This is a genomic window from Coprococcus sp. AF38-1, assembly GCF_003603945.1.
Taxonomy (GTDB): domain Bacteria; phylum Bacillota; class Clostridia; order Lachnospirales; family Lachnospiraceae; genus Coprococcus; species Coprococcus aceti.
Genome location: NZ_QVGO01000002.1, coordinates 24,701 through 50,272, shown reverse-complemented (window position 1 = coordinate 50,272; position 25,572 = coordinate 24,701). Strand labels below are relative to the sequence as shown.

The following is a 25,572-nucleotide window of genomic DNA, read 5'->3' as shown; positions in this document are numbered from 1 at the left end:
AAAAAAAGTCCGTCTTTTGTTGATTAATGGTGGTAAAAAGGACCCTCATATGGTAAAATCAACATATATGATGTTTTGCGGGGTGCGTACACATGAATGATATTAACAAGGATGAGATTGACGCAAGATGGCATATGCTGGTATGGCGTATGATGATAGTTATATGCAGTATTTCTTTTGTTATTGCATGGATATTATTTGGAGTATACAGAGTAGATAAGAGCATAGGAGCAGGCGCATATATAGTAAAGTATATCGTGCTGCCGATGATAGTACAGGCTATAGCGATCACAATTTGCTATTTTTATATGAAGCACGATGAGGCGGACATAAAGCACAAGAATTATGTCGTGGCAGGTATGATATATGTATGTGTCGGTGTTATAGCATTTACATATTGCACCATATACCCGCTTATACTTATTCCGTGTGTCACCATAATTGCCACGGCGTTATTTGCAGATCAGGAGCTGACGGTATGGTCGGGAGTTGCGGTGCTTGCACTCATGGTCATCAATGTTGTGAGATTACATTTGAATGTCGGTGAGCTTGCCACACAGATGAACTGGGTTGGAGCACTGCTCATATACATACTGGTAGTATCTGTTATGTGTGCGATGGTTATGGTCGTCAACAAGCACACGAAGGCACTTATGGAATCGATTGCCGGAAGCTACAACAGACAGGTAACACTGATGAGTGAGCTTATGGTTGATCCGATGACAGGCCTGTACAACAGAAGATCATTTGAGGAGAGCCTTGATAAGGAGATCGAGAATGTGGAGCAGACTGGGGCGAAGTCCTATGTCACCATATTTGATATAGATCATTTCAAGGAAGTCAACGATACATATGGCCACAGCAATGGAGATATAGTTATCAAGGCGCTGTGTAAGATGATGAAGGAGAAGTCGAAGGATATGGGACTTGCCTTCAGATACGGCGGTGAGGAGTTCGTGATACTGTTCCATGATGTGGAACTGTCCAAGGTCATGAATGTTGTTGAGGACATAAGAACAGAGTTCAGATGCTACTATTTCCACTTTATGAACAAGGATGGAATAACCTGTAGCTGTGGTGTCGCTGAGTACACCAAGGGAGAGAGTTCCAAGGCATGGTTCAACAGAGCGGATTCAGCACTCTATAAGGCGAAGGAATCAGGAAGAAACAGAACAGTTATAAGTGAATAAAAAATAACACATTGGGCTGTGCTCAATGTGTTATTTTTTTATGGAATTATTCAAATGTTATGATATGTCCGGCGTTACTGGACATAATCGTTCAGCCACTGAACCACACCGTTGGATATTGCCTTGGCGTAGTTCTCAAGATTTTCATTGAAATAGTCCAGATCGTCCTGGTTGGTCATGAAGCCCATCTCAACGATCATGCTTGTCATATCGGTGTCTCTGATGACTGCATAGTCATCATCGCTGTCTCCCTGGGTTCCGATTCGCACCCCTCGGTTGGCGGTTATACCAACTTCCTCGAGATTGCTCAGAATGTCATCTGCGGCCGCATAACTGCGCTCAGATCCTGAGCTGTGTATCCATATCTCAATGCCCTTTGTGGTGTTTGGGTTGGCTGTTGAATTGCGGTGTAGCGAAACGAAGATATCAGCCTTGGCCTTGTTTGCTATCTTTGAACGGGAGTCGAGCTGTGTGTCGCTGTCGTCGGATCTGGTCATTATGACGTTGACGCCGCTCTTTTTCAGGGCTTTGGCAACCTCCTGCGCAAGACGGAGATTGTCGTCCTTCTCGTAGCTTCCGTCAAGTCCCACAGCGCCTACATCGCTTCCTCCATGACCAGCATCCACACACACCGTGTATGTGTCGTTGGCCTTCTGGAGCATGACAGTCTGTCCTTTCCCCTTGGTGATCTGTGCCCTTGCCAGAAAAAATCCCATGACAAGTATGCACAATAATAGTATGATGTTTATGGCGACCAAAAAGACGACGAGGGAACGCATCTGTTTCAGCGTCATTTTCTTTTTTCGTTTGCTCATGTTTTCTCCTTTGTGGAAATATCTTTGATAAAGATACCTCAAAATCCGATGTTTTTCAACTGTGGATATGGAGACCGTGAACAGCATGGCCGCAGCAGAGGTGTTCTGCGCTTACGCAGTATAAATGTACAGGAGGAATATTTATGATAATAGATTTTCACACACACACGTATCCCGACAGGATAGCAGCCAAGACGGTAGGGCTTCTGGAGAGTAGATCCGGTACAAGGGCACATTCGGATGGCACACTTGACGGACTGGAGAATGACATGAGGAGCAGACATGTGGATGTGTCTGTGGTACTTCCGGTGGCAACGTCTCCGAAACAATATAAGCATATAAATGAATTCGCAGTTGAGGAGAATGAGCGCTTTTCAGAGACACATGTGTGGTCGTTTGGAGGGATACATCCCGACAATGACAATTACAAAGAGATACTCAGGGATATATGCGACAAAGGTCTGAAGGGGATAAAGATCCATCCTGACTACCAGGGGGCTTTTTTCAACGATATAAGATATAAAAGGATAATCAGCTATGCCACAGAGCTTGGGCTTATCGTGGTGACACATGCGGGAACAGACATAGGACTTCCTGATGTGACTCACTGCACTCCTGCAATGGCGGAGGAGGTGCTGGATGAGGTTGGGCCTGACAAGCTTGTGCTTGCCCATATGGGTGGATGGCAGATGTGGGATGACGTGCTGAACAGACTTTGCGGAAGAGATGTGTATTTTGACACGGCATTTTCCTATGGACAGATAGACTGGCGGGAGGGGGCATCGCACAGATGGCAGCTTCTTGGTGGTGACATGTTTAAGAAGATAGTGGCAGCTCACGGGTCTGACAAGATCCTGTTCGGAACGGACAGTCCATGGTCTGATCAGGAACAGTCATGTGCGGACATAGAGGCCCTTGATCTGGAAGATGTGGACAAAAACAATATATTTGAGAATAATGCGCGAAAATTGCTTGGATTGAAATTGAATTTTTAGAAAAATACGCGAAAACCTATTGATAATGTTTTAAAAATGTGTTACATTTTTGTTACGCCAATGAAATTTTTCACAGATAGTAATACACGAAAGACATGTCGGAGCCTAACGACATGTCTTTTTTATGTGCTGTGGAGCGGACTGCCCACTGTAAGTATTATTATATGAAGCGGTTTATGAAATAAAAAAGACTTGAGATAAATCTCAAGTCTTAGTAGCTGGGCTACAAGGATTCGAACCTTGAAAATGCTGGAGTCAGAGTCCAGTGCCTTACCATTTGGCGATAGCCCATTGCCTCAACAAATGGTAGTATATACTAAAGCTCAGAATAATGCAAGCACTTTTTTAAAAAAAATGAAAAAAGTTTTTCACCTTGCGATAGCCCTCTAAATAGGGTATAAAATTATAGTAAAATGAGCATCATGGAGGTGGCGTAATGTATTCATATGAAGCGATAGTCAGGTACAGTGAGACTGGTGGAAATAAGATATCCAACATGGCGACCATAGCGAACTATTTCCAGGACTGTGCTATACTGCAGTCGGAGGAGGTTGGCATAGGGCTGGATTATCTGGCAGAACACCACAGAGCATGGTTCCTGGTTTCCTGGCAGATAGAGGTGGTCAGATATCCTGCGATGGGAGAGAAGATCAAGGTCAGGACGTGGGCATATGATTTCAAGGCATCTCTGGGATTCAGAAATATAGATATACTGGACGAGAATGGAGAATGCATAGTTAAGGCGGCATCCATTTGGAGCTATATGGACACCGAGAGGCTGAGACCTGTCAAGGTAGACAAAGAGGTGTCAGACGCATATCCGATGGAGCCTGCCATAGACATGGAGTATGCGCCGCGCAAGGTAAAACTGCTGGGCGATGCGGAGACTATAGATACCAGAAAGGTCATGTCTTATCAGATAGACTCCAACAATCATATGAATAATGAAGCGTATATTGCTCTTGCCCAGGAATACGTGGATGATGTTGCGGATATTATTGCAGTCAGAGCGGAATATAAGATGCAATATGTGAAAGATGATGTTATAGTAGTAAAGAGGTTTATTGACGACAGATATGTTCAGATAATCCTGGCAGATGAAGAGGACAGGACAAGGTGTGTTGTCCAGTTTGAACGGAGCAGTAAGGATATATGATATACTGTGTCGACAGAAAAAATTAAGAGGACGGTATGACGATGATAAAGATAGGCGAATGGAATGATCTTATAGTAAAGAGAGAAAAGGAATTTGGTGTGTATCTTGGATGTGCGGATTCTGACAGTGAGGTGCTTCTTCCGAGAAAGCAGGTTCCGAATGGCATAAAGACAGGCGAGCACATCAACGTGTTCATATACAGGGATTCTGACGACAGACTAATTGCAACTGTGAATGTTCCATATATAACTATGGGTAAGATGGCTGTTCTCAGGTGTGTGGGAACTACCAAGATCGGTGCATTCATGGACTGGGGACTTGAAAAGGATATTCTGCTTCCGTTTAAGGAGCAGGTTGGTCCGGTGAGAGAGAACCATGAATATCTGGTCAGAATGTACACTGACAAATCGGACAGACTGTGTGTGTCCATGAAGGTTTATGAGTATCTGAGCAGCAATTCCCCATATAAGCAGGGAGATGCTATATCGGGAATAGTTATAGAGTACAGCTCCGAGTATGGTGCATTTGTCGCTGTGGACAACAAATATTCAGCACTTATCCCGAAGAAGGAGATACACAGTGCCATATATGCCGGCGACCACGTTGAGGGCAGGGTTGCGTCAGTCAGGGAAGACGGCAAGCTGAACCTCACCATGCAGAAGCCGATAAAGATGCAGATCAGGGAGAATGCAGAGATGATATTGAATATCATCGATTCATATAATGGAGTGCTCCCGTTCAATGACAAGGCAGATTCAAAGGTGATAGAGAAGGAATTTGGAATAAGCAAGAGAGCATTTAAGACGGCGGTTGGCAAGCTCCTCAAGGACGGTAAGATAAGGATCACAGAGAAGAACATTGAGATACTGTCCGAGGAAGAGCGGGCAGAGCTTGCGAAAAAAGGAACAACCAAAGCCGATGTTGTGAAGCGTGCAAAGCCTGAGACGAAGAAGCCGGTATCCAGACGGTCACCGGAGCCCGTGCCAGACAGAAAAGGCACTGTGAAATTCACCAGAAGCAATGGCGGAAGGCGCAACAACAGAAAGGCTCTCATGGCGGAGCTGAGCGAGATGGATGAGGAGTAATAGTTCATCATATATAATAGTAAAAAACAGGAGGAACAAAACATGAAGACAATAATAAGTACACCAAAGGCACCAGCGGCAATAGGACCATATTCACAGGCGGTTCTCGTGAATGGAATGCTTTTTACATCAGGAGTTATACCTATCGATCCTGAGACAAATACACTGGTTGAGGGAGATGTCACTGTACAGGCAAGACAGGCGATCGGCAATCTCAAGAATCTCATAGAGGCATCAGGCTCATCTATGGATAAGGTAGTGAAGACAACAGTATTTATCAAGGATATGAATGACTTCGGCAAGATAAATGACATTTACAAGGACTTCTTCACAAGCGATTTTCCTGCACGTTCATGCGTGGAGGTTGCAAGACTCCCTAAGGATGTGCTTATAGAGATAGAAGCCATCGCTATAGTAGAGTAAGCGTATGAGACAGGATAATGTTCAAAGAAAGGTACACGGAGCGTCATGGTTTTTCCTGTCGCTTATATGTGTGTATCTGTGTGTTGTTATGATCCTGTGGAAGACGAATATCGGCTCACATATAACCATGGTCCAGAATCTGATCCTGAGCCAGAGCATGATATTCGTGCCGACGATCATATATATTCTTATAAGCAAATGTGATCTGCGCGAAACGCTCAGATTGAAAAAGACGCACTGGTTGGCGATAATCATCGTTCCGGCGTTCGTCGTGGCTCTTGAGCCTCTTATGACACTCATAAATGCCATAAGTCTTCTGTGGGTGGAGAGTGCCACTACCGAGCTTGCAACAGGTCTTGTGTCGAATCATAAGCTGTGGGTGTCAACACTTCTCATGGCGGTCACTCCAGGAATCGTGGAGGAGCTTGCCTACAGAGGCGTCATAATGGGAAGCTACAGATATGGCAGCAGACTGGCGGCTATAATCATAGGAGGAATAATGTTCGGAGCCATGCACATGAATTTCAATCAGATGGCATATGCGATGGTTCTGGGAATGATGCTGGGATTTCTTGCCGAGGCGACAGGAAGTATATTTACGACCATGTATGCCCATTTCTGCTTTAATGAGATATCCGTCATCATCAGCTATATAGCATCACATGTCAGCGTGCTCAAGCAGATGGTGGAGAAACAGGCTTCTGAGGGAATAGCAGCAGATCAGCTCAAGCAGACGATATTGATATATATTCCATTTGCATTTATGGGATTGTGTGCGGCTGCGGCGATGATAGTGCTGTTGGCGTACCTGAATGGAAGGCATATGGATATGTTGGCGATGTTCAGGAGAAACAGGAACACTGAGGCCAAGAGACCGAGGATCATATCTGTGCCGCTTGTACTGGCACTGTGCGTATGCATAGGATTTATGATAATAACAGAATTTGTTTTATGATATGTAATACAATGCCTGCACTATTATAGGTGCGGGCATTTGCATATTAATGCTGTTAATCCCTGTCGAGGAACCAGTAGAAGGAGATGGTATACAGTCCGGCAACACCCACCAGAGTATAGATTATTCTGGAAAATGCAGTTCCGGCACCGAAGATGCCATCCACTATGTTGTAGCTGAACAGTCCTATAATGCCCCATACGATAGCACCGATTATGGTCAGTGTGAGACATATGCAATTTAATGTTTTCATTTTTGACCTCCAATATGATCGCGCCAAATGCGGCGTTTCAGTATGATGTAATTGTGTGCAGTTATCATTTGAAATATTCATGAGATTCAGGTGACTTGACACAAAAAAGTAAGTGTAGTAAATTTACATATGAATACTTGTTCAAATGGAACACGTGAGTTGCTTGTTTGGGAGCAGAAAGGACCATAGATATGGCAGAAGATAAAAATATTTTTTTTGACAGTTATGAACTGGAACAGTCGGATCTCGCAGATCTGGCAGACCTGTTCAAGGTGTTTGGCGATGCGACACGTATATCCATCATGTTCGCCCTGCTTAAGAAGGAACTGAGTGTCGGAGACATCGCAGAGCGTCTGGAGATGAATGCATCGGCTATTTCACACCAGCTCAGGGTGCTGAAGCAGGCCAAATTGATAAAAAGCAGAAGAGAGGGCAAGAATATAATATATTCCCTGGCCGATGAGCACGTTGTGACCATCATCAAACAGGGTGTTGACCATATACTTGAATAGAATATACGAGAGGTAGAATATGAAGGTAGAATCACTTATATTTGACATGGATGGAACTCTGTGGGACAGCGCGGCAAATGTAGCTGCGTCCTGGAGTGAAGTCCTCGAAAGACAGGCTGATGTGGACATGAAGGTGACAGAGGCCGATATCAAATCTGTTATGGGTATGCCAATGGATGCCATTGCCGACAAGCTGTTCGGAGCGTATTCGGAGGACAGAATGACTCAGCTTATGGATGCCTGCGGAGACTATGAGAACGAGTATCTCCGTGAACATGGCGGCGTTCTGTACGATGGTGTAGAGGATACCATTGCGAAGCTTTCGGGATCACACAGGCTGTTTATAGTCAGCAACTGCCAGAGTGGATATATAGAGGCATTTCTTGATTATTACGGGTTTGGAAAGTATTTTAAGGATATACTCTGCTGGGGAGATACAAAGGTATCAAAGGGCGAGAGTATAAAGATACTCATGGAGAAGAATGGAATAGAGGATGCTGCATATGTCGGCGACATCCAGGGCGACTGCGACAGTGCCAGATTTGCCGGGATAAAGTTCATTCACGCGGCATACGGGTTTGGCAGTGTGAAGGATAAGGATGCGGAGATCCATACATTTGCGGAACTTCTTGACGTGGTGGAGTGATACGGAAGGTCATTTACAGACCTGCTATAAAACATAATAAACAGAAAAACAGGGAGTATATCAGCAGTTGATATACTCCCTGTCTCTATATATTATTTATCCATATGCTCAAGTGCAGCTGCTACAAATCCTTTGAAAAGAGGATGTGGCTTGTTTGGTCTTGATTTGAATTCCGGATGTGCCTGTGTTCCGATGAACCAAGGATGCTCAGGAATCTCAATCATCTCGACGATATGTCCGTCAGGTGACAGTCCGACAAGCTCCATTCCGTTGTCAGTCAGAGCCTGACGATAGTCATTGTTGACCTCGTATCTGTGTCTGTGACGCTCGTGGATATATTCTGTACCGTATAACTGGTATGACTTTGAATCCTTTGCAAGCACACAAGGATATGAACCAAGTCTGAGGGTGCCGCCAAGATCGGTTACATCGTGCTGGTTTGGCATGATGTGGATTACCTGGTGGAATGAGTTTGGATTGAACTCAGAGCTGTGGGCGTCTGAATATCCAAGTACATTTCTTGCAAATTCAACTATTGTGAGCTGCATTCCGAGACACAGTCCAAGGTAAGGAACCTTGTGTGTTCTGGCGTAATTGATAGAAGTGATCATTCCCTCTATACCTCTGTCGCCAAAGCCGCCCGGAACAAGGATTCCGTCTATATCGCCGAGGATCTCAGCGACATTCTCCTCTGTTACAAGCTCGGAGTCGACCCACTTGATCTCAACCTCTGCCTTGTTGGCGACGCCGGCATGCTTCAATGCCTCAACTACTGAGATATAGGCATCGTGAAGTGATACGTACTTTCCAACCAGAGCAACTCTTACATTCTTCTCAGGATGCTTCCATGCATCTATCATGCTTGTCCACTCGAGCCATGCGTGTTCTGCAGGTGGAGGACATTCCATATCCAGGCACTCACATACTACATCGGCAAGGTGCTCCTTCTCCATGGCAAGTGGAACCTCATACAGAACATCCACGTCAAGATTCTGTATAACGTTTCTGCTCGGCACGTTACAGAACAGTGCGATCTTATCCTTGATGCCCTGATCAAGAGGAAGATCGGAACGACATACGAGGATATCGGGCTGAATACCCATTCCCTGAAGATTCTTAACGCTCGCCTGGGTAGGCTTGGTCTTGATCTCACCTGAAGCCTTCAGATAAGGGATAAGAGTTACATGGATCATGATGCAGTTCTTAGGACCAACCTCATGCTGGAACTGTCTGATAGCCTCAAGGAATGGCTGGCTTTCGATATCTCCAACGGTTCCGCCGATCTCGATTATCGCTACCTCAGTATCCTTTGCATCGGGATTTCTGTAGAATCTGTCTTTTATCTCATTGGTGATATGTGGCACTACCTGTACTGTGTGTCCTCCGAAATCACCATGGCGCTCCTTCTGAAGGATGCTCCAGTATACCTTTCCGGTTGTTACATTAGAATTCTTGTTGAGACTTTCGTCTATAAAACGCTCATAGTGACCGAGATCCAGATCTGTTTCGGCGCCGTCGTCAGTGACAAAAACTTCGCCGTGCTGGATAGGGTTCATTGTTCCCGGATCAATATTGATATAAGGGTCGAACTTCTGGCTTGTGACTTTATATCCTCTCATCTTGAGAAGACGTCCAAGAGAAGCAGCAGTAATACCCTTACCGAGTCCAGATACAACACCACCAGTGACAAACACATACTTGACTGCCATAATTATATCCTCCATTAATACTTCAAAAAACTACATTAACATATTATAAGCAAGCCATATCTAAAAGTCAATTGAGAAAAACAAGTTAAAAACAAATTAAACTTGGCAAAATAATGCTCTGGCTGTTGAAATGAACGTTTTAGGGTCAGATGACATGAAATAATGAAGCGCATTGATGCGTGAAGGCTGTCGCACCTGTGCACGACATACATTATGTCGTTGCACTTGCGTGTATCGACATATACTAATATAATTATAAAAGAGTATGTAAATGTGGGGCGTGCGTCATGCTCACACATAACAAATACGGATTATAATGCATTTTCATGCTTGGGATTGGAATATACAGATTGATGAAAAAGATAACGTTTATACATATATCCGATGTGCTACTCGGCGCGCTGCCTGACAGGGAGTGTGTATGGAGCGGCGAGAGGAAAAACGAAATATACATGACATTTGAGGCTGTGGTGGCACGTGCCGGGGAGCTTGACGTGGATTTTCTTCTGGTTGCAGGCAATCTGTTTGACCATCAGCCATCTGAGGAAGAGCTTGCATGGCTTGATGAGATATTTGGAAGCTTAAAGCATACAGTGGTCATATATGCTGCTGGATTTCAGGATAATCTGGGAAGTGATGCGCCGCTTCTTGACTATGGTTTTAAATCCCGTGTGTGTGTGATCGGAAGCCCTGGAATAAGACAGATTGGAGACAAGCAGACTGGAGACATGGGGTACACAGCGGTCAGGGATGAGCAGGCGACCATGGCACTGGATCATATTCATTTTCCGGACAAGGATGTTGATATATACGGCGTGAGTTATTTTGACAGGAAGATGGATGCCAGGGTGGTGGATGATGCAGAACCGCAGGATGAAGCGGTATGTAATGTGCTGATCGCATGTGGGGGTGACCGGAGACGGATGCCGGTTGACTGGAACAGGCTGCGTGCCAGTGGATTTAATTACATTGCGTTTGGCGGCCGCCAGAAGTATCAGATGAAGATTCCGGGCAAGGCTTATTATTCTGGAAGTCCGGAGGCTGTGTCGAGAGAGTCAACAGGCGCACATGGATATATATATGGGGAAATGTCTGACGGAGTGGTTTCGACTAAGTTTGTGCCTGCTGCGGTCAGAGAATATAAAAGAATTGATTATCCGGTGGATAACGATACAAGGGACGGTGCTCTGACGGAGGCCATTCTGGGTATCCTGGAGCTTGAGGGACGTGACAATATATATTCCATATGCCTGAACCGTATGGCAGGTTGTGAGAAGAACTTTGATATATCATCCATGCTGAAGGATTACAGAATCCTGGCGGTGGAAGGTGAGAGATTTGAACGATCCGACTACAGTGAATACGCCAGAGCCAACAAAAATACAGAATTTGGCAGATTGCTCGATAAACTGAATGTAGCCGATCTTGAAAGCAGAGACGGAATAAAACTTGCGGTCGACATGATGATAGAGGTGTCGGGGCTGTATACAAGATCGGGCAGAAAAATGGGCAGGGAGCTTTATCACGATACACTGAGACAGGTCAGACAGATACTCAGGATGAAATGTCAGACATACGAGGCGGACGCTGCGGTCAGGGAATATATGAGCCTGCAAAATGACTACGAGGTCAGCTCTGATGTTCTGGGTGAGCTTAACTCGGTATGGGCACAGGAGCGGAAAAGAGAACTTGAGATCACGACGCTCAGACGTCATCTGGAGGAGCTTCCTAAGGAGTACAGACGAAGCTGGATAAGGACTGGAGTAAGAACAGCACTTGTACCGCTCATGGTACTTGGAATATTGTCGATAGTTATAATGTATGCATTGGTCGCACGGGGGGATAATATTCTCCCGGACGGACGACTTGTGTATGCGATGCTCTTCGCTGTCGGAGCTGCGGGACTTGCATACTATATTGGATATGCATTGTCAAAATACTGGGGACTCAGGAAGAAGAGTGGAAGAAAGAGATTGACAGCGGAGCTTGAGGAAAGCAGGGCGGAACTTGATAAGCTCTGTGCACAGCGGGATGAGATACACAGCCGCAGAACCGGGCTGCAAAGCCTTGACGGACGAAGAAGAGATATATACGAAAAACTCACACACCGGGAGAAGCTTCTTGATGAAAAGCTTCAGGAGATCCGGGTTATGAGATGTGCGATAGATGAACTGGATGGACTTTCATCATGACAGATGGGTCTGTTCAGCTTTTACTATGTGTTTTTCATTGTGAAATGTCATTATGGCAACAACCTGTATGGATCCAAGAATCAGGAGAAAACCGATCAGATCCATGCGGGTGAACTGGGTTCCCAGAAAGATCCACGTCAGCAGGGCACTTGACACGGGCTCGACTGTGACAAATAGACTCGCCTTCACGCTTCCGAGGATGCTGATGCCGAGACCATATATTGTAAATGGGATGAGGGAGCCCACAATGGCTACCGCAAGTGAGGCTGCAATTATCCTTCCATCCATGTGAGGCAGTGAGAATGTTTTCGTGACCAGCGCAAGGAAAATGGAGGCTATGAGTGATGACCAGCCTATGATATTTACCAGACCATATTCATTGTAGAGCTTCTGAGGGTAAAGGCAGTATATAGTGAAACATACCGCTGAGGTGAGTCCCCATATGAGCGCCGGCCTGGATATGGCAAGGGAATTCAGGCTGCCGTGTGTGGCGATCAGAAAGATACCAGCAAATGCACATACGACTGAGGCGGCTTCATATATATGAGGTCTCTTGTGCATGAATATTGTTGTGTACAACAGCAGCATGATTATGTATGTGAACTGGATCACTGTGCCGGTTGCGGCGTTGGAATGTTCGATGGAAGCGAAGTATGTGAACTGCACGCCCATGACACCTGAGAGTGCAAAGAACAGAATAGATATGACACTTTTAGGCTTTGACCATATGGTCAAAGCCTTTTTATCTCTCTTTACGGCGGCGATGACAAGCAGTACGACACCGGATATAAACTGTCTGATTATGGAAAGCTGTGTGGCATTTACATCTGACGACTGGAACACGTATTGTCCAAGGACTCCGCTTATGCCCCACATGATTCCGCATGACAGAACCAGTATGATTCCGAATCTCTGTGAATGGTTGGTCTGTTTTTCTGACATAACACCGCCTCTTCTCTTGTTAAAAGTGACATCATTTTACCACCGATATTTCTAATTTTCAATTATTCTTTAAACAAGGTGCCTTGGTGTCAAATGAAGGGTTGAATGCATAGAAATTCTTGTGATCGATGGTATCTTTTACAGCCTCAAGGCATTCGCCAAATCTCTGGAAGTGCACGATCTCCCTCTCGCGCAGGAATTTGATAGGCTCATATACGTCCGGGTGATCCTTGCACAGTCTGAGGATGTTGTCGTAGGTCGACCTGGCTTTCTGCTCTGGTGCGACCTCGTAAGAACAACATAGCTGGAAACCCTTGAAAATACGCCATTTTGCGTAGGACAAGCCTTTTCCTGCTACGATTGCATAAGAACAAAAACATAGAAAAATGAAGATGAAGCAAGCTATCCTACATAGTTCCAATGGTTTCAGCAACTAAGACGTTCAACAATGAGCGTCTATTTTTTTACCCAAAATGAAAGGAGAATCAAACATTATGAAAAAGATTATGAAGCGATTGCTTACAGGTGTACTTACCCTTGCAACCGTATTTACTGCATTACCTGTCACACAGGTTCATGCTGCGGATTCCGTCTATACTACTACGGACGGTAAAGCAGGAACAATCGTCAAGATTGACAATGGCGGTTCAGAGGTTTCCAGCTTTGAAGAAAGCATAATGAACGCTGACGGGCAGATTGCCTACTGTATTGATATAAACACAAATTTCCAATCGGGATATAAGAATCGTATCAATGCAACGGAGCGAATGAGCGACGACCAAATATCTGATGTGGCGTTGAATCTGGAATACGTCAAACAGTATGCAGAAAAGCACAGTCTTTCCAGCAAACAAGTCTATCTGTTGGAACAATGTGTTGTCTGGCGAAGATTGAGCGTTCACTTAGGCTGGGGGTACAACAATGTACGAGCTGCCTATGATGAAGTGTCAGAGAAAATCCAGTCAGAAGTCTATGAGAACGCAAAGGCTTTCGCTAAAGAAAATAAAGACCGTTACGATTGCGGTGGTTACATCTATGTTGGTGAAGGACAGGACTTAGGACAGTTCTGGGCGAAGTTAGCTGTCGGTGATGGCAAGATTCAGAAATCGTCCAGTAATACAGCGATTACAAAATCTAATGACTGCTATTCTTTATCTGGTGCGACTTATGGTGTCTATTCTGATAAAGGCTGCACGAAATCAGTTGCCACACTTATGACAGATGGCAACGGGAATACGGATACGGTGGAGTTGAGAGCTTCTACATACTATGTAAAAGAAATCGAAGCTCCAAAAGGATTCCAGTTAGATAACAACGTCTATACCCTTACGGTAAAGGCTGGTGAAACTTCCACATTGAAAGTCAGCGATACACCAAAAGTCACAGACACTTTGGTTGAGCTTTTCAAGATTGATATGGAAACAGGAAAAGCAACCGCACAGGGTAACGCTTCTTTAGAGGGTGCGGAGTTCGTCTGGAAGTATTATGACGGTTATTACACAAAAGATAATCTTTCATCAGAACCAACACGCACATGGACGACAAAGACAAAAGCGGAAAAAGGCAGCGATAACACTATCCACTATATCACAAGATTGGCAGATTCCTATAAGGTATCTGGTGACAGCTTCTATACACAAAACGGTACTATCTGTTTACCGCTTGGTACTATCACTGTAGAAGAAAAAGCTGCTCCAAACGGTTACTTGTTAGATGGTGCTTATATGCAAGCCGCTGGAAGTTCTGAACAGATAAAAGGCGTGTATGTGGCACAGATTACAGAAGATGGCGAACTTGCAGCATTAAGCGGCAGCAACCAGTATTCCGTATCGGACAAGATTATCCGTGGAGGTGTGAGAATCCAAAAGCGTGACCTTGAAACAAAAGACACAAAACCACAAGGCAGTGCAACATTGAAAGATACTGCCTTTGAAATCATTTCCTTAAATGATAATGCGGTATTGGTAGATGGCAAATTATGCAACAAAAATGAAACAGTCAAGACAATCCATACAGGCGTTGACGGTATCGCTACGACTGACGCTGATACACTTCCTTACGGTCACTATAAAATTTCAGAATCCAAAAATCCGACAGGATATTTGACAACTGGTGCGGTTGACTGTGAGTTTGACATTGTGAATGACGGTGAAATCATGGATTTAACAGATGAAGCACATTCCATCTACAACCAGATTATCCGTGGGGATATCGAGGGTGTGAAAATTGGTGACGGTACTCACAAGCGACTTACGAATGTTCCCTTTAGGATCACAAGCAAGACGACTGGTGAGAGCCATATCATTGTTACGGACGCAAACGGTCAATTCTCCACTTCTTCTGACTGGGTATCTCATAAACAGAATACCAACGCCGGAAAGACCAGTGAGGACGGTATCTGGTTTGGTACTTCCACACCAGACGACAGCAAAGGTGCATTGCTTTACGATACTTACACAATCGAAGAATTACGCTGCGATTCCAACAAAGGAATGACGCTTATTCCGGCGTTTGATGTAGTGGTGTCAAGAAATAAAGTAGTCGTGGACTTGGGTACACTCACAGATGAATATGAACCAGAAATCATTATCCATACGACTGCCACAGATAAGGTGACAGGTGGAAAATCAATCGTTGCCGGAAAGAGCGTGACTATCGTTGATACCGTCACTTTAGATGGTCTGACAAAAGGCACAAAATATCAGTTGAAAGGCTGGCAGATGGTGAAGTCTGAAAATGCACAGCTTTTGATTGACGGTGAACCTGTGGAAAATGATTACACATTCACTGCGAAAAAATCAGAAATGGAAGTTGAGGTTTCCTATACGTTCAATGCTTCTGCTCTTGGTGGCAAAGACCTTGTGACATTCGAGGAATTGTACGATTTATCCAATCCAGACGAGCCTACAAAGGTGGCAGAACATAAAGATATTGAGGACGAGGGGCAAACAGTGACGATTACGGAACGTATCATCACTATACACACAACCGCTACTGATAAGGCGACAGGTGAAAAGACGATTGAAGCAGACGACAAAGTAACTATCGTTGATACGGTCACTTTAGATGGTCTTGAAAAAGGCGTGAAATACACTCTTAAAGGTTGGGAAATGGTGAAGTCTGAAAATGCTGAACTTCTAATGAATGGCAAGCGTGTAGAAAATGACCTTACTTTTACTGCCGAGGATTCTAAAATGGAGGTTCAGATTGAATTTACATTCAATGCTTCGGAGCTTGGCGGCAAAGAGCTTGTGACATTTGAAGAATTATATGACGTAACCAATCCAGACGAGCCTATCAAGGTAGCTGAACATAAGGACATCAAGGACAAGGGGCAGACTGTGACGGTCAAGGAAAACCTGGAATCCCCTACGGCACCAGAAGAACCTAGCACACCAACAAAGACAAGCGATTCACCAAAAACAGGTGACAACACACCATTTGTCGCATTGTTCGCCATGATGGGAATTTCCGCTGCTGGTTTTATCTTTGCCGGATATAAGAGATTCCGCAGAGTAAAGAAGTCTAAATAATACAGGAGGTATCGGTTTATGAAAGCAACTCCCCGTTCACCTCCCATCATAAAAAAAGTCAGTCCGTGGCTGGCAACTCAACTAAATTCTGCTTGATTAACATTTATCTTTCTGAATGGGGATTGTCAAGGGTGCGGCAGCACAACGCTTGCCCTTGATAATTCACAGGCAGACAGATATTATTCCGATAGCAGAATGACACAATCAATCATTAAAAATATAGAAAGAAAAGAGGTAAACAATTTATGGAATTAAAACACGTTATCCCAAATATGGAAAAAACATTCGGAACTTTAGAATTTGCTGGTGAGAATAAGGTGGAACAGCGTAGGATCAACGGACGTATGACGGTCGTTTCCCGTAGCTTCAACCTTTATTCGGACGTACAGAGAGCAGATGATATTATCGTGGTGCTGCCTGCTTCTGCTGGTGAGAAGAACTTTGAATCAGAGGAAAAGGTAAAACTTATCAATCCAAAAATCACTGCAGAGGGTTATAAAATCGGTACAAGAGGATTCACAAATTATATCTTATCGGCTGACGATATGGTGAAAGCATAAGGAGGTATTGAGTATATGAGATTAGCAAACGGAATCATTATTGACAAGGAAAAGACTTTCGGAGTATTGAAATTCTCCGCATTAAGACGAGAGGTACATATCCAGAATGAGGACGGTACGGTTTCTGAAGAAATCAAAGAACGTACCTACGATTTGAAGTGCAAAGAACAAGGACGTATGATACAGGTAAGTATTCCGGCTTCTGTTCCGTTAAAGGAATTTGACTACAATGCAGAGGTGGAAATCATCAATCCTGTGGCTGATACGGTGGCAACCGCTACGTTTCAAGGTGCAGACGTTGACTGGTATATCAAGGCAGATGATATTGTCTTGAAGAATAAGCATTCTGTGTCAAACACTATGACAAATCCATCACAAACAGTAACAAAAATAAATAAGCAATAATTGCTTCATCTGCAAAATGATATTATAATTATTGGCATATAGATAAATCGATGGAAAGGAATTAGTACAAATGTTAAGAAAAAATATTCTTATATTCATAAAAAGAAATACGCTTATTTCTGCATTTTTTATAATATCTATAGTCATCATTACTTCATATTATTTAACACTGGATTTGCCCGAACTGTTTAGAGGAGCCGAACAATGGTTTAATCTTTTATTTCAATTATCTGTTGGATATATAATAAATTTTATGTTTTATATCACACAAGTTTATGTTCCTAACAATAAGAGGGATTCTATTGCTAGAAGAAATGTTTCTATGCGATTAAAACAAATTATAAAAAATATGCGAAACAGTCTATCTTCGCTTGCAGAAATTTATTTAGATGGTCATACAGGTACTGATTATACTGCTGAAGAATTGTCTAGTTTGTTACAGTTACGATTTTCAGATAAAGTGAAAGTTTTAAATGCAAATAGGACTACTCGAGAAAATATGGTTTATTTTTCTGTAAGAGAATGGCTTGGAGAGTGTATTCGTAAAACCGAAGATGAAATTGATAAACTTTACAAATATTATCCCACAGATATTTCTGTAGAACTTATGAAAGTTCTTGAAGATATCTTAAATTCCACTTATCATTCCATGATGAAAAGATTATTGGTTGTTCCAAATGATGTTGATTTTAGTCAATGTAATAATAATTTTTTTGCAGAGTATTATAAATTGATATGTGAATTAGAAAAAATTAATCAAAAGGAGTATTTTTCCGAATAAATAAATGTTAGAGCAGTAAATTCTATGGAGTTTGCTGCTTTTTATGCTTAAAAGGAGGAACTATGAGATTACAAACATACAGAGGATATCGTATCAGAGCCAGTGATAAATCACTGGTTTTTCGTTTCTCGGCTGGTTTGCTGCTTCTATTATTCCTTGCGGTGGTTATGCTGCTGAACCTAAAGTCAATCATCACTACGGATTGGAAAGCAATCTCACTTTTTGAAGATGGCAGCGTCTACTTGCCGATTACACCATATAGGATAGTGACTATCATTGTGGCGACTCTGGTCTGTGTGTTGTCTGCCCTTTTCTACCGCAGATTCCAGTATGACAGAGTGAAACAGCTTTTTCACCGTCAAAAGCTGGCACGCATGATTTTAGAGAATGGCTGGTATGAATCAGAATCCACACAGGACAGCGGATTTTTTAAGGACTTGCCAGCGTCCGGCAAGAAAGAGAAAATCAACTACTTTCCAAAACTGTATTACCGTATGGAACATGGTCTATTGTATATCCGTACAGAAATTACATTAGGGAAATATCAAGACCAACTTTTACACTTGGAAAAGAAGCTGGAAACAGGATTGTACTGTGAGCTGGTGTCAAAAGAGCTACATGATTCCTATGTGGAGTATGTCTTACTTTATGACACTATCGCTAATAGAATCACTATCAATGAGGTACAGGCTGAACATGGCAGTTTACGTCTGATGAAAAATGTCTGGTGGGAGTATGACAAGCTCCCTCATATGCTGATTGCTGGCGGTACTGGTGGAGGAAAGACGTATTTTATTCTCACACTCATTGAAGCTATGCTCCGCAGCAATGCAGTCATGTATATTTTAGACCCAAAGAACGCTGACCTTGCGGATTTATCCGTTGTCATGCCGGAAGTCTGGTACAAGAAAGACGATATAACCGCCTGTATTGACAGGTTCTATGACGGTATGATGGCAAGAAGTGAAGCAATGAAGCTCATGGAGAATTACAGGACAGGTGAAAACTATGCCTATTTAGGACTATCGCCCCACTTCCTTATTTTTGATGAATATGTGGCGTTCATGGAAATGCTCACCACAAAGGAGAATGCTGCTGTCCTTAACAAGCTGAAACAGATAGTCATGCTCGGACGACAGGCAGGATATTTTCTCATTCTCGCCTGTCAGCGTCCAGACGCAAAGTATCTTGGTGATGGAATCCGTGACCAGTTCAATTTCCGTGTGGCTCTTGGGCGTATGTCGGAGCTTGGGTACAGTATGATGTTCGGTGAAGTAGACAAGGACTTTTTCTTGAAGCAGATTAAAGGGCGTGGCTATGTTGATACGGGAAACAGTGTCATATCCGAGTTTTACACTCCCCTTGTACCCAAAGGACATGACTTTTTAAAAGAGATAGGAGGATTGTCACAAAACAGGCAGGACGGACAGGCGGCGTGCGAAGCGAAAGACGCAGGTACGGACTAGCCTGTGTTGGGGTGGCGTAAGCCGCCCCAACCATCTGCCCCCGTTATCTAACAGGGGGGCACAAATTATCTGGAAACAGTCAATTACATATCAAAAAGTCCTTGAAAACAGAGGACTTTTCAAACATTCAAAGGAGTGTGACAAAATCGGTAACTGTCACATTCCTTTTTCGATTGGAGGGATTGAAACTGAATGATACCGATTGGATAAACGATTTTAAGGAAAAACGGACGCAATACGGCGTTTCCCAGAATCGTCTTGCGGTCATGGCTGGTATCAGTCGTGAGTATGTCAGCAGGATTGAATCTGGAAAAGTAGCCTTGACAGAAGAAATCAAGGGGAAATTCACGGACGCTCTGGAAAAGCTGAATCCAGAGAATCCGTTGGAAATGGTCTTGGATTACGTCAGAATCCGATTCCCCACACAGGACGTTCGGCACGTTGTTGAAGATATTCTGCAATTAAAGCTGGATGTAATGATACATGAGGACTACGGATTCTACTCCTATGCGGAATATTATGTGCTTGGTGATGTGTTCGTGCTAACATCACCTGATAAAGAGAAAGGCACACTGCTGGAGCTGAAAGGCAAAGGCTGTCGGCAGATGGAAAGTTATCTGCTGGCACAGCATAGGAGCTGGTATGACTTTCTCATGGACGCTCTGGTGGAAGGAGGTGTGATGAAACGTCTTGACCTTGCCATCAACGATATGGCAGGAATCTTGGATATTCCAGAGCTGACAGAGAAATGCAACCGTGAAGAATGTATTTCCGTATTCCGCAGCTTCAAGAGTTACCGCAGCGGTGAGCTGGTGAGAAGCAATGAACAGGACAGATACGGAATGGGAAATACGCTTTATATCGGTTCGCTCAAATCAGAGGTTTATTTCTGTATCTATGAAAAGGACTATGAGCAGTATGTGAAATACGATACTCCGATTGAAGATGCGAAAATCAAGAACCGTTTTGAAATCCGGCTGAAAAATGAGCGAGCCTATTATGCGGTGCGTGACCTGCTGACCTACCATGACGCAGAGCGTACCGCTTTTGACATTATCAACCGTTATATGCGGTTCGCTGACAAGGAGGTGGAGAAAAGACGCAGCGAATGGCAGACCAATGAGAAATGGGCGTACTTTATCGGCGCTGATCGTGGGCGTTTGAAATTGACGACCAAACCAGAGCCTTATACGCTCACTCGGACGCTGAACTGGATAAGCAGACAGGTAGCTCCCACTTGGAAAGTCTTACAGAAGATTGACAGTGCCAATGGCACAACTTATCTCAAAGACATTTTAGACCATGCGAAGCTCACCGAGCGTCATAAAAAGCTGATTGAACAGCAGACAACTTCCACAGAGGAAATGATTACAGAAACGGAGGAATGACAACATGAAGCATATCTTATTTGATTTATTCCTGTTCTCACTTGGAGCAGGTGCAGGTGTGGTGTTGATGTGTCTGGTACAGGCAGGAGCAGCCGCAGAAAGAGAAATTGAAATGATGGAAAGGAGCAGAAAATAATGAATTTCGGACAGAACTTATACAACTGGTTTTTATCTAACGCACAGAGCTTGGTACTCATGGCAATCGCTGTTATCGGCGTGTATCTTGGATTCAAGCGTGAGTTTTCCAAACTTATCGGATTCTTGGTGATTGCTTTAATCGCTGTCGGCTTGGTGTTCAATGCTTCTGGCGTGAAAGACGTACTGTTGCAGTTATTCAATAAGATTATCGGGGCGTAATGCTCTGATAATCGGAAATGGAGGACAACATGAAAACAGATATTTTTGAGGATATGAAAGACTGTATCGGCTGCAATGATGTTTCCGACCTGCCTTACCGCAAGCGTGAAGTGTGGGAAGAAATCAAACGACAGCTACCGCTTAAATATCCTAAAGAACAGTTAGAAAAATTCTCTCATTATGTGTTCGGTGTAGATTATGCTGTTATAATGGGAATACTGGATATGATGAAAGGAAGTGACAGACCATGCAGGAAATGCGAATCTACCTGTTAAACAATACAAAACCGTATCGTGAGGGTGACGAAGAATATTCCGGTGCTTGGTTCAACTGCCCTGTGGACTTTGAGGAAGTCCGAGAAAAAATCGGCGTAGAACATGAAGAACAGATTGAGATTGCAGACTATGAGCTGCCCTTTGACTTACACAGTGATATGCCACTTTGGGAAATCAACGCCAACTGCCGCATGGTGCTGGAATTGGAGGGTACGCCTATCGGCAATGAAATGAAAGCCATTCAGCAGAAATGGTTTTCCAGCTTCGAGGAATTTATCGACCACAAGGACGAGATACGCTACTATGATGTGGGTGACGGTGCAGCTCTGGCAGAATACCTTATCCGTGAAGAATATGTTTTTGGTGAGATTCCTCACGAACTGTTGAAACATATCGACTATCACTCCTATGGTAGTGAGCTGGAAATGGACGACAGATACTTATTTACCACAAGCGGCGTATTCCGCTATCAGTAAAGGGGTGATGTGGTATCGAAGAAATGCGAATCTATATCGCCAATCTTGGGAAATACAACGAGGGTGAGCTTGTGGGTGCGTGGTTTACGCCGCCCGTTGATTATGACGAGATGGCAGAACGTATCGGCTTGAATGACAGATACGAAGAATACGCAATCCATGATTATGAGCTACCCTTTGAGATTGACGAGTACACACCCATTGAGGAAGTCAACCGCCTGTGTGAAATGGTGGAGGACTTACCAGAAGACATACAGGACGAATTATCGGAACTGCTAGGCTATTACAGTAGCTTGGAAGATTTGTGCGAACATGCAGACGATATTATCCATTATCCCGATTGTGACGATATGACAGACGTTGCCTATTACTTCATAGATGAATGTCAAAGTCTGGGTGAGATACCAGACAGAATCCGCAGTTACATAGACTATGAAGCCTACGGGCGTGACCTTGATTTAGAGGGGTGTTTTGTCGTCACCAATCATGGCGTGTTTGAATGTCCGTATTAACAATTACAACTGAATATTTTTTATCTGCCAGTGAAATGACACTGGTTATTTTTTTGCAGCAGCCTTGAAACATAGGCTGCTGTTTCCATTTTAGAACAGAAAGGAGCTGTGAAAATTGAAGAAAATCAAAAGCTATACAAGCATATGGAGCGTGGAAAAAGTCATTTATGCAATCAACGACTTTCAACTCCCGTTCCCGCTCACATTCAGTCAGATGGCTTGGTTCGTGGTGTCGCTGTTTGTGGTGATTCTCTTTGGGGAGCTACCGCCCTTTAACATGATTGACGGTGCATTTCTCAAATACTTTGGAATCCCTGTGGCGTTCACTTGGTTTGTATCGCAAAAGACCTTTGACGGAAAAAAGCCTTTTGGATTCCTAAAATCCTGTGTGAGCTTTTTCCTCCGACCAAAAGTGACCTATGCAGGAAAAGCTATCAAACTGAAAAATCAGAAATTCAATACAAGCGTGACCGCAGTTAGGAGTGTGATGTATGTTCCCGATTAAGTACATAGAAAACAATCTGGTGTTCAACCATGACGGTGAGTGCTTTGCCTACTATGAGCTGACACCTTACAATTATTCGTTCCTGTCACCAGAAGAAAAATACATGGTGCATGACAACTTCCGTCAGCTTATCGCCCAGAACCGTGACGGAAAAATCCATGCCCTACAGATTGCCACAGAGGACAGCCTGCGTGCAGTACAGGAGCGTTCCAAAAAGGGAATCACAGGCAGATTAAAAGAGATTGCCTGTAAAAAGGTAGATGAACAGACAGAAGCGTTGGTTGAGATGATTGGTGAAAATCAGATTGACTACCGCTTTTTTCTTGGCTTCAAGCTGCTGGTAAATGAGGAAGAAATCAGCTTCAAGGGTATGCGAAAATCAGCAGCTATGACCTTTGCGGATTTTATCTATGAAGTCAATCACAAGCTGATGGGTGACTTCGTTTCCATGAGTAATGATGAAATCAACCGTTTCCTAAAGATGGAAAAACTCTTGGAAAGCAAAATCTCACGCCGCTTTCAGTTCCGCAGACTAGATAAGAACGACTTCGGCTACCTCTTGGAACATATCTACGGGAATACCGGCGTTGCCTACAGTGATTACAGTTATGACCTCCCGATAAAAAAGTTAAAGCGTGAAACACTGGTGAAGCGATATGACCTTATCCGTCCGACACGCTGCATGATTGAAGAAAACCAGCGCTACCTAAAGATTGAGTGTGAAGATCAGACAACTTTTGTTGCCTACTTCACGATTAACAATATCGTGGGTGAGCTGGATTTTCCGTCAAGCGAGATATTTTATTATCAGCAACAGCAATTCACGTTCCCCGTTTCCACTTCTATGAATGTGGAAATCGTCACCAACAAAAAGGCTCTGACGACTGTTAGGAACAAAAAGAAAGAGCTGAAAGACTTGGATAATCATGCTTGGGAATCCAACAACGAAACGGGAAGTAACGTCATGGACGCTCTGGATTCGGTGAATGAACTGGAAACAAATTTAGACCAGTCCAAAGAATCCATGTATAAATTATCCTACGTTATCCGTGTGGCAGCTGACACTCTGGAAGAATTGAAACGCCGCTGTGATGAAGTCAAAGATTTCTATGATGATTTGAACGTCAAGCTGGTTCGCCCATTCGGTGATATGTTGGGGTTGCATGGTGAGTTTATCCCGTCCAGCAAAAGATATATCAATGATTATATCCAATACGTCACTTCGGACTTTCTCGCCGGACTTGGCTTCGGTGCGACACAGCAGCTTGGGGAAACGGACGGTATCTATATCGGCTATAACCTTGATACAGGAAAGAACGTCTATATAAAACCTAGCCTTGCAGCACAGGGCGTAAAAGGTTCTGTGACAAATGCTCTTGCGGCTGCTTTTCTCGGTTCGCTCGGTGGTGGGAAGTCTTTCTGTAACAACCTTATCATCTATTATGCGGTGCTGTTTGGAGGAAAAGCGGTCATTGTAGACCCAAAATCAGAGCGTGGTAACTGGCAGGAAACGATACCCGACATTGCACAGGAAATCAAGATAGTTAATCTCACCAGTGAGGACAAAAACAGAGGACTTCTTGACCCGTATGTGATTATGAAGCGAACAAAGGACGCTGAAAGTCTGGCAATCGACATTCTGACATTCCTTACAGGTATTTCGTCCCGTGACGGTGAGAAGTTCCCTGTATTAAGGCGTGCAATCCGTTCCGTGACACAGAGCAAAAAACGAGGACTGCTCCGTGTCATTGATAAATTAAGGAAAGACGGTTCTCCTGTGGCAGAAAATATCGCAGACCATATCGAGAGCATGACCGATTATGACTTTGCACACCTTTTATTCTCGGACGGTGATGTGGAGCAGTCCATCAGTTTAAACAGGCAGCTCAACATCATACAGGTGGCAGACCTTGTGTTGCCGGATAAGGACACGAAGTTTGAAGAATACACCACAATGGAATTATTGTCCGTGGCTATGCTGATTGTCATTAGTACCTTTGCCCTTGATTTTATCCATTCCGACAGGAGCATTTTTAAGATGGTGGACTTGGACGAGGCGTGGACGTTCCTACAGGTGGCACAGGGGAAAGCATTGTCTAACAAGCTGATTCGTGCTGGACGCTCCATGAACGCTGCTGTTTACTTCGTTACACAAAACTCTGGTGATGTGGACGATGAAAAGATGAAGAACAATATCGGCTTAAAGTTTGCGTTCCGTTCTACAGACATAAAGGAAATCAAGAATACTCTTGAATTTTTCGGTGTGGATAAGGAGGACGAGGGCAACCAGAAACGACTTAGGGATTTGGAAAACGGACAATGCCTGTTTCAAGATTTGTATGGGCGTGTGGGCGTTATCCAGATTCACCCTGTATTCTCTGACCTGTTCCATGCCTTTGATACCAGACCGCCAGTGCAGACGGAAGAAATGAGGTGAAGCC

Annotated in this window: 26 protein-coding genes, 1 tRNA gene and 1 pseudogene; 22 read left to right on the top strand and 6 right to left on the bottom strand. The window is 43.8% G+C overall.

Annotated features, from left to right (window positions below; translation table 11 throughout):
* Positions 1-92 precede the first annotated feature (92 nt).
* Positions 93-1,190, top strand: coding sequence for a GGDEF domain-containing protein (locus DW025_RS02840; protein ID WP_119998627.1), 1,098 nt, complete (start codon positions 93-95; stop codon positions 1,188-1,190).
* A gap of 74 nt (positions 1,191-1,264) precedes the next feature.
* On the opposite strand, the gene DW025_RS02835 is transcribed toward DW025_RS02840, so the two are convergent.
* Positions 1,265-2,005 carry an N-acetylmuramoyl-L-alanine amidase family protein gene (locus DW025_RS02835; protein WP_117551302.1) on the bottom strand — a complete coding sequence of 247 codons (741 nt, stop codon included), beginning with the start codon at positions 2,003-2,005 and terminating at the stop codon, positions 1,265-1,267.
* A 143-nt stretch (positions 2,006-2,148) separates the two neighbouring features.
* Here DW025_RS02835 and DW025_RS02830 point away from each other — a divergent pair, with 143 nt between their 5' ends.
* Positions 2,149-3,000: an amidohydrolase family protein gene (locus tag DW025_RS02830; protein WP_117551304.1), complete on the top strand. Its 852-nt coding sequence runs from the start codon at positions 2,149-2,151 to the stop codon at positions 2,998-3,000.
* 218 nt (positions 3,001-3,218) lie between these two features.
* Here the strand turns inward: DW025_RS02830 and DW025_RS02825 are convergent.
* Positions 3,219-3,291, bottom strand: a tRNA-Gln gene (locus DW025_RS02825).
* A gap of 145 nt (positions 3,292-3,436) precedes the next feature.
* Between DW025_RS02825 and DW025_RS02820 the strand changes: the two genes are divergently transcribed.
* Genes DW025_RS02820 through DW025_RS02805 form a run of 4 tightly spaced genes read left to right on the top strand, consistent with a single transcriptional unit; the run spans position 3,437 to position 6,619 of the window.
* Entirely contained in the window at positions 3,437-4,156 is a 720-nt protein-coding gene (locus DW025_RS02820; protein WP_119998625.1) for an acyl-[acyl-carrier-protein] thioesterase, read from the top strand.
* 35 nt (positions 4,157-4,191) lie between these two features.
* Positions 4,192-5,241: a CvfB family protein gene (locus tag DW025_RS02815; RefSeq protein WP_308936789.1), complete on the top strand. Its 1,050-nt coding sequence runs from the start codon at positions 4,192-4,194 to the stop codon at positions 5,239-5,241.
* A 42-nt stretch (positions 5,242-5,283) separates the two neighbouring features.
* Positions 5,284-5,664, top strand: a complete 381-nt coding sequence (locus DW025_RS02810; RefSeq protein ID WP_119998623.1) for a RidA family protein — start codon at positions 5,284-5,286, stop codon at positions 5,662-5,664.
* A gap of 4 nt (positions 5,665-5,668) precedes the next feature.
* Entirely contained in the window at positions 5,669-6,619 is a 951-nt protein-coding gene (locus tag DW025_RS02805) for a CPBP family intramembrane glutamic endopeptidase (protein WP_119998621.1), read from the top strand.
* Positions 6,620-6,674: 55 nt separating this feature from the next.
* Here the strand turns inward: DW025_RS02805 and DW025_RS02800 are convergent, their stop codons facing one another.
* On the bottom strand, positions 6,675-6,872 hold the full coding sequence (locus DW025_RS02800) for a DUF378 domain-containing protein (RefSeq protein WP_117551312.1): 198 nt from the start codon (positions 6,870-6,872) through the stop codon (positions 6,675-6,677).
* A gap of 191 nt (positions 6,873-7,063) precedes the next feature.
* On the opposite strand from DW025_RS02800, the gene DW025_RS02795 reads away from it, so the two are divergent.
* Both DW025_RS02795 and DW025_RS02790 read left to right on the top strand, forming a co-directional pair.
* On the top strand, positions 7,064-7,384 hold the full coding sequence (locus DW025_RS02795) for an ArsR/SmtB family transcription factor (RefSeq protein ID WP_117551314.1): 321 nt from the start codon (positions 7,064-7,066) through the stop codon (positions 7,382-7,384).
* Positions 7,385-7,403: 19 nt separating this feature from the next.
* Positions 7,404-8,030: an HAD family hydrolase gene (locus tag DW025_RS02790; RefSeq protein ID WP_055224256.1), complete on the top strand. Its 627-nt coding sequence runs from the start codon at positions 7,404-7,406 to the stop codon at positions 8,028-8,030.
* A gap of 92 nt (positions 8,031-8,122) precedes the next feature.
* On the opposite strand, the gene DW025_RS02785 is transcribed toward DW025_RS02790, so the two are convergent.
* A complete protein-coding gene (locus DW025_RS02785) occupies positions 8,123-9,739 on the bottom strand; it encodes a CTP synthase (RefSeq protein WP_055224254.1) in 1,617 nt (538 codons plus the stop codon).
* 353 nt (positions 9,740-10,092) lie between these two features.
* Between DW025_RS02785 and DW025_RS02780 the strand changes: the two genes are divergently transcribed.
* On the top strand, positions 10,093-11,931 hold the full coding sequence (locus tag DW025_RS02780; RefSeq protein ID WP_119998620.1) for a metallophosphoesterase family protein: 1,839 nt from the start codon (positions 10,093-10,095) through the stop codon (positions 11,929-11,931).
* Here DW025_RS02780 and DW025_RS02775 read toward each other — a convergent pair.
* The gene (locus DW025_RS02775) at positions 11,926-12,873 is read right to left on the bottom strand and encodes a DMT family transporter (protein ID WP_118758543.1); all 948 of its coding nucleotides are present in this window, start codon (positions 12,871-12,873) and stop codon (positions 11,926-11,928) included. The genes DW025_RS02780 and DW025_RS02775 overlap by 6 nt on opposite strands.
* A 58-nt stretch (positions 12,874-12,931) precedes the next feature.
* Positions 12,932-13,162: pseudogene (locus DW025_RS02770) on the bottom strand (manganese catalase family protein); the annotation flags it as partial.
* Positions 13,163-13,367: 205 nt separating this feature from the next.
* On the opposite strand from DW025_RS02770, the gene DW025_RS02765 reads away from it, so the two are divergent.
* The 13 genes from DW025_RS02765 (at position 13,368) to DW025_RS02705 (ending at position 25,568) form a co-directional block, all read left to right on the top strand.
* Positions 13,368-16,406 (top strand): VaFE repeat-containing surface-anchored protein, encoded by a 3,039-nt coding sequence (locus tag DW025_RS02765; RefSeq protein WP_119998618.1) that lies wholly within the window; start codon positions 13,368-13,370, stop codon positions 16,404-16,406.
* A 245-nt stretch (positions 16,407-16,651) separates the two neighbouring features.
* Entirely contained in the window at positions 16,652-16,966 is a 315-nt protein-coding gene (locus DW025_RS02760; RefSeq protein ID WP_008393072.1) for a YdcP family protein, read from the top strand.
* Between the two features lie 15 nt (positions 16,967-16,981).
* The gene (locus DW025_RS02755) at positions 16,982-17,371 is read left to right on the top strand and encodes a YdcP family protein (RefSeq protein ID WP_008393071.1); all 390 of its coding nucleotides are present in this window, start codon (positions 16,982-16,984) and stop codon (positions 17,369-17,371) included.
* 70 nt (positions 17,372-17,441) lie between these two features.
* The gene (locus DW025_RS02750; RefSeq protein WP_118341701.1) at positions 17,442-18,152 is read left to right on the top strand and encodes a hypothetical protein; all 711 of its coding nucleotides are present in this window, start codon (positions 17,442-17,444) and stop codon (positions 18,150-18,152) included.
* 62 nt (positions 18,153-18,214) lie between these two features.
* On the top strand, positions 18,215-19,618 hold the full coding sequence (locus DW025_RS02745; protein WP_118341700.1) for an FtsK/SpoIIIE domain-containing protein: 1,404 nt from the start codon (positions 18,215-18,217) through the stop codon (positions 19,616-19,618).
* Between the two features lie 137 nt (positions 19,619-19,755).
* Positions 19,756-21,006: a MobT family relaxase gene (gene mobT / locus DW025_RS02740; protein WP_118341699.1), complete on the top strand. Its 1,251-nt coding sequence runs from the start codon at positions 19,756-19,758 to the stop codon at positions 21,004-21,006.
* Positions 21,007-21,010: 4 nt separating this feature from the next.
* The gene (locus DW025_RS02735; protein WP_081919023.1) at positions 21,011-21,142 is read left to right on the top strand and encodes a DUF3789 domain-containing protein; all 132 of its coding nucleotides are present in this window, start codon (positions 21,011-21,013) and stop codon (positions 21,140-21,142) included.
* The gene (locus DW025_RS02730; protein ID WP_008393067.1) at positions 21,142-21,363 is read left to right on the top strand and encodes a hypothetical protein; all 222 of its coding nucleotides are present in this window, start codon (positions 21,142-21,144) and stop codon (positions 21,361-21,363) included. The genes DW025_RS02735 and DW025_RS02730 overlap by 1 nt, the downstream gene beginning before the upstream one ends.
* A gap of 29 nt (positions 21,364-21,392) precedes the next feature.
* Complete coding sequence (locus DW025_RS02725) at positions 21,393-21,638, top strand: hypothetical protein (RefSeq protein WP_032091089.1); 246 nt, start codon at positions 21,393-21,395, stop codon at positions 21,636-21,638.
* The gene (locus DW025_RS02720) at positions 21,620-22,114 is read left to right on the top strand and encodes an antirestriction protein ArdA (protein ID WP_005335613.1); all 495 of its coding nucleotides are present in this window, start codon (positions 21,620-21,622) and stop codon (positions 22,112-22,114) included. Before DW025_RS02725 ends, DW025_RS02720 begins: the two co-directional genes overlap by 19 nt.
* Before the next feature lie 23 nt (positions 22,115-22,137).
* Complete coding sequence (locus DW025_RS02715) at positions 22,138-22,626, top strand: antirestriction protein ArdA (RefSeq protein ID WP_118207718.1); 489 nt, start codon at positions 22,138-22,140, stop codon at positions 22,624-22,626.
* Between the two features lie 115 nt (positions 22,627-22,741).
* Entirely contained in the window at positions 22,742-23,131 is a 390-nt protein-coding gene (locus DW025_RS02710; RefSeq protein WP_021865983.1) for a conjugal transfer protein, read from the top strand.
* The gene (locus tag DW025_RS02705; protein WP_119998616.1) at positions 23,118-25,568 is read left to right on the top strand and encodes an ATP-binding protein; all 2,451 of its coding nucleotides are present in this window, start codon (positions 23,118-23,120) and stop codon (positions 25,566-25,568) included. Before DW025_RS02710 ends, DW025_RS02705 begins: the two co-directional genes overlap by 14 nt.
* Positions 25,569-25,572: the final 4 nt, after the last annotated feature.

Excerpts from the sequence above, each read along its gene's own strand:
- DW025_RS02805 (WP_119998621.1), top strand. The coding sequence starts at position 5,669 with ATGAGACAGGATAATGTTCAAAGAAAGGTACACGGAGCGTCATGGTTT.
- DW025_RS02720 (WP_005335613.1), top strand. The coding sequence starts at position 21,620 with ATGCGAATCTACCTGTTAAACAATACAAAACCGTATCGTGAGGGTGAC.
- DW025_RS02785 (WP_055224254.1), bottom strand. The coding sequence starts at position 9,739 with ATGGCAGTCAAGTATGTGTTTGTCACTGGTGGTGTTGTATCTGGACTC.
- DW025_RS02820 (WP_119998625.1), top strand. The coding sequence starts at position 3,437 with ATGTATTCATATGAAGCGATAGTCAGGTACAGTGAGACTGGTGGAAAT.
- DW025_RS02755 (WP_008393071.1), top strand. The coding sequence starts at position 16,982 with ATGAGATTAGCAAACGGAATCATTATTGACAAGGAAAAGACTTTCGGA.
- DW025_RS02795 (WP_117551314.1), top strand. The coding sequence starts at position 7,064 with ATGGCAGAAGATAAAAATATTTTTTTTGACAGTTATGAACTGGAACAG.
- DW025_RS02745 (WP_118341700.1), top strand. The coding sequence starts at position 18,215 with ATGAGATTACAAACATACAGAGGATATCGTATCAGAGCCAGTGATAAA.
- DW025_RS02715 (WP_118207718.1), top strand. The coding sequence starts at position 22,138 with ATGCGAATCTATATCGCCAATCTTGGGAAATACAACGAGGGTGAGCTT.
- DW025_RS02765 (WP_119998618.1), top strand. The coding sequence starts at position 13,368 with ATGAAAAAGATTATGAAGCGATTGCTTACAGGTGTACTTACCCTTGCA.
- DW025_RS02750 (WP_118341701.1), top strand. The coding sequence starts at position 17,442 with ATGTTAAGAAAAAATATTCTTATATTCATAAAAAGAAATACGCTTATT.
- DW025_RS02830 (WP_117551304.1), top strand. The coding sequence starts at position 2,149 with ATGATAATAGATTTTCACACACACACGTATCCCGACAGGATAGCAGCC.
- DW025_RS02840 (WP_119998627.1), top strand. The coding sequence starts at position 93 with ATGAATGATATTAACAAGGATGAGATTGACGCAAGATGGCATATGCTG.
- DW025_RS02775 (WP_118758543.1), bottom strand. The coding sequence starts at position 12,873 with ATGTCAGAAAAACAGACCAACCATTCACAGAGATTCGGAATCATACTG.
- DW025_RS02780 (WP_119998620.1), top strand. The coding sequence starts at position 10,093 with ATGAAAAAGATAACGTTTATACATATATCCGATGTGCTACTCGGCGCG.
- DW025_RS02835 (WP_117551302.1), bottom strand. The coding sequence starts at position 2,005 with ATGAGCAAACGAAAAAAGAAAATGACGCTGAAACAGATGCGTTCCCTC.
- DW025_RS02790 (WP_055224256.1), top strand. The coding sequence starts at position 7,404 with ATGAAGGTAGAATCACTTATATTTGACATGGATGGAACTCTGTGGGAC.
- DW025_RS02705 (WP_119998616.1), top strand. The coding sequence starts at position 23,118 with ATGTTCCCGATTAAGTACATAGAAAACAATCTGGTGTTCAACCATGAC.
- DW025_RS02800 (WP_117551312.1), bottom strand. The coding sequence starts at position 6,872 with ATGAAAACATTAAATTGCATATGTCTCACACTGACCATAATCGGTGCT.
- DW025_RS02725 (WP_032091089.1), top strand. The coding sequence starts at position 21,393 with ATGAAAACAGATATTTTTGAGGATATGAAAGACTGTATCGGCTGCAAT.
- DW025_RS02815 (WP_308936789.1), top strand. The coding sequence starts at position 4,192 with ATGACGATGATAAAGATAGGCGAATGGAATGATCTTATAGTAAAGAGA.
- DW025_RS02810 (WP_119998623.1), top strand. The coding sequence starts at position 5,284 with ATGAAGACAATAATAAGTACACCAAAGGCACCAGCGGCAATAGGACCA.
- DW025_RS02730 (WP_008393067.1), top strand. The coding sequence starts at position 21,142 with ATGAATTTCGGACAGAACTTATACAACTGGTTTTTATCTAACGCACAG.
- DW025_RS02735 (WP_081919023.1), top strand. The coding sequence starts at position 21,011 with ATGAAGCATATCTTATTTGATTTATTCCTGTTCTCACTTGGAGCAGGT.
- DW025_RS02760 (WP_008393072.1), top strand. The coding sequence starts at position 16,652 with ATGGAATTAAAACACGTTATCCCAAATATGGAAAAAACATTCGGAACT.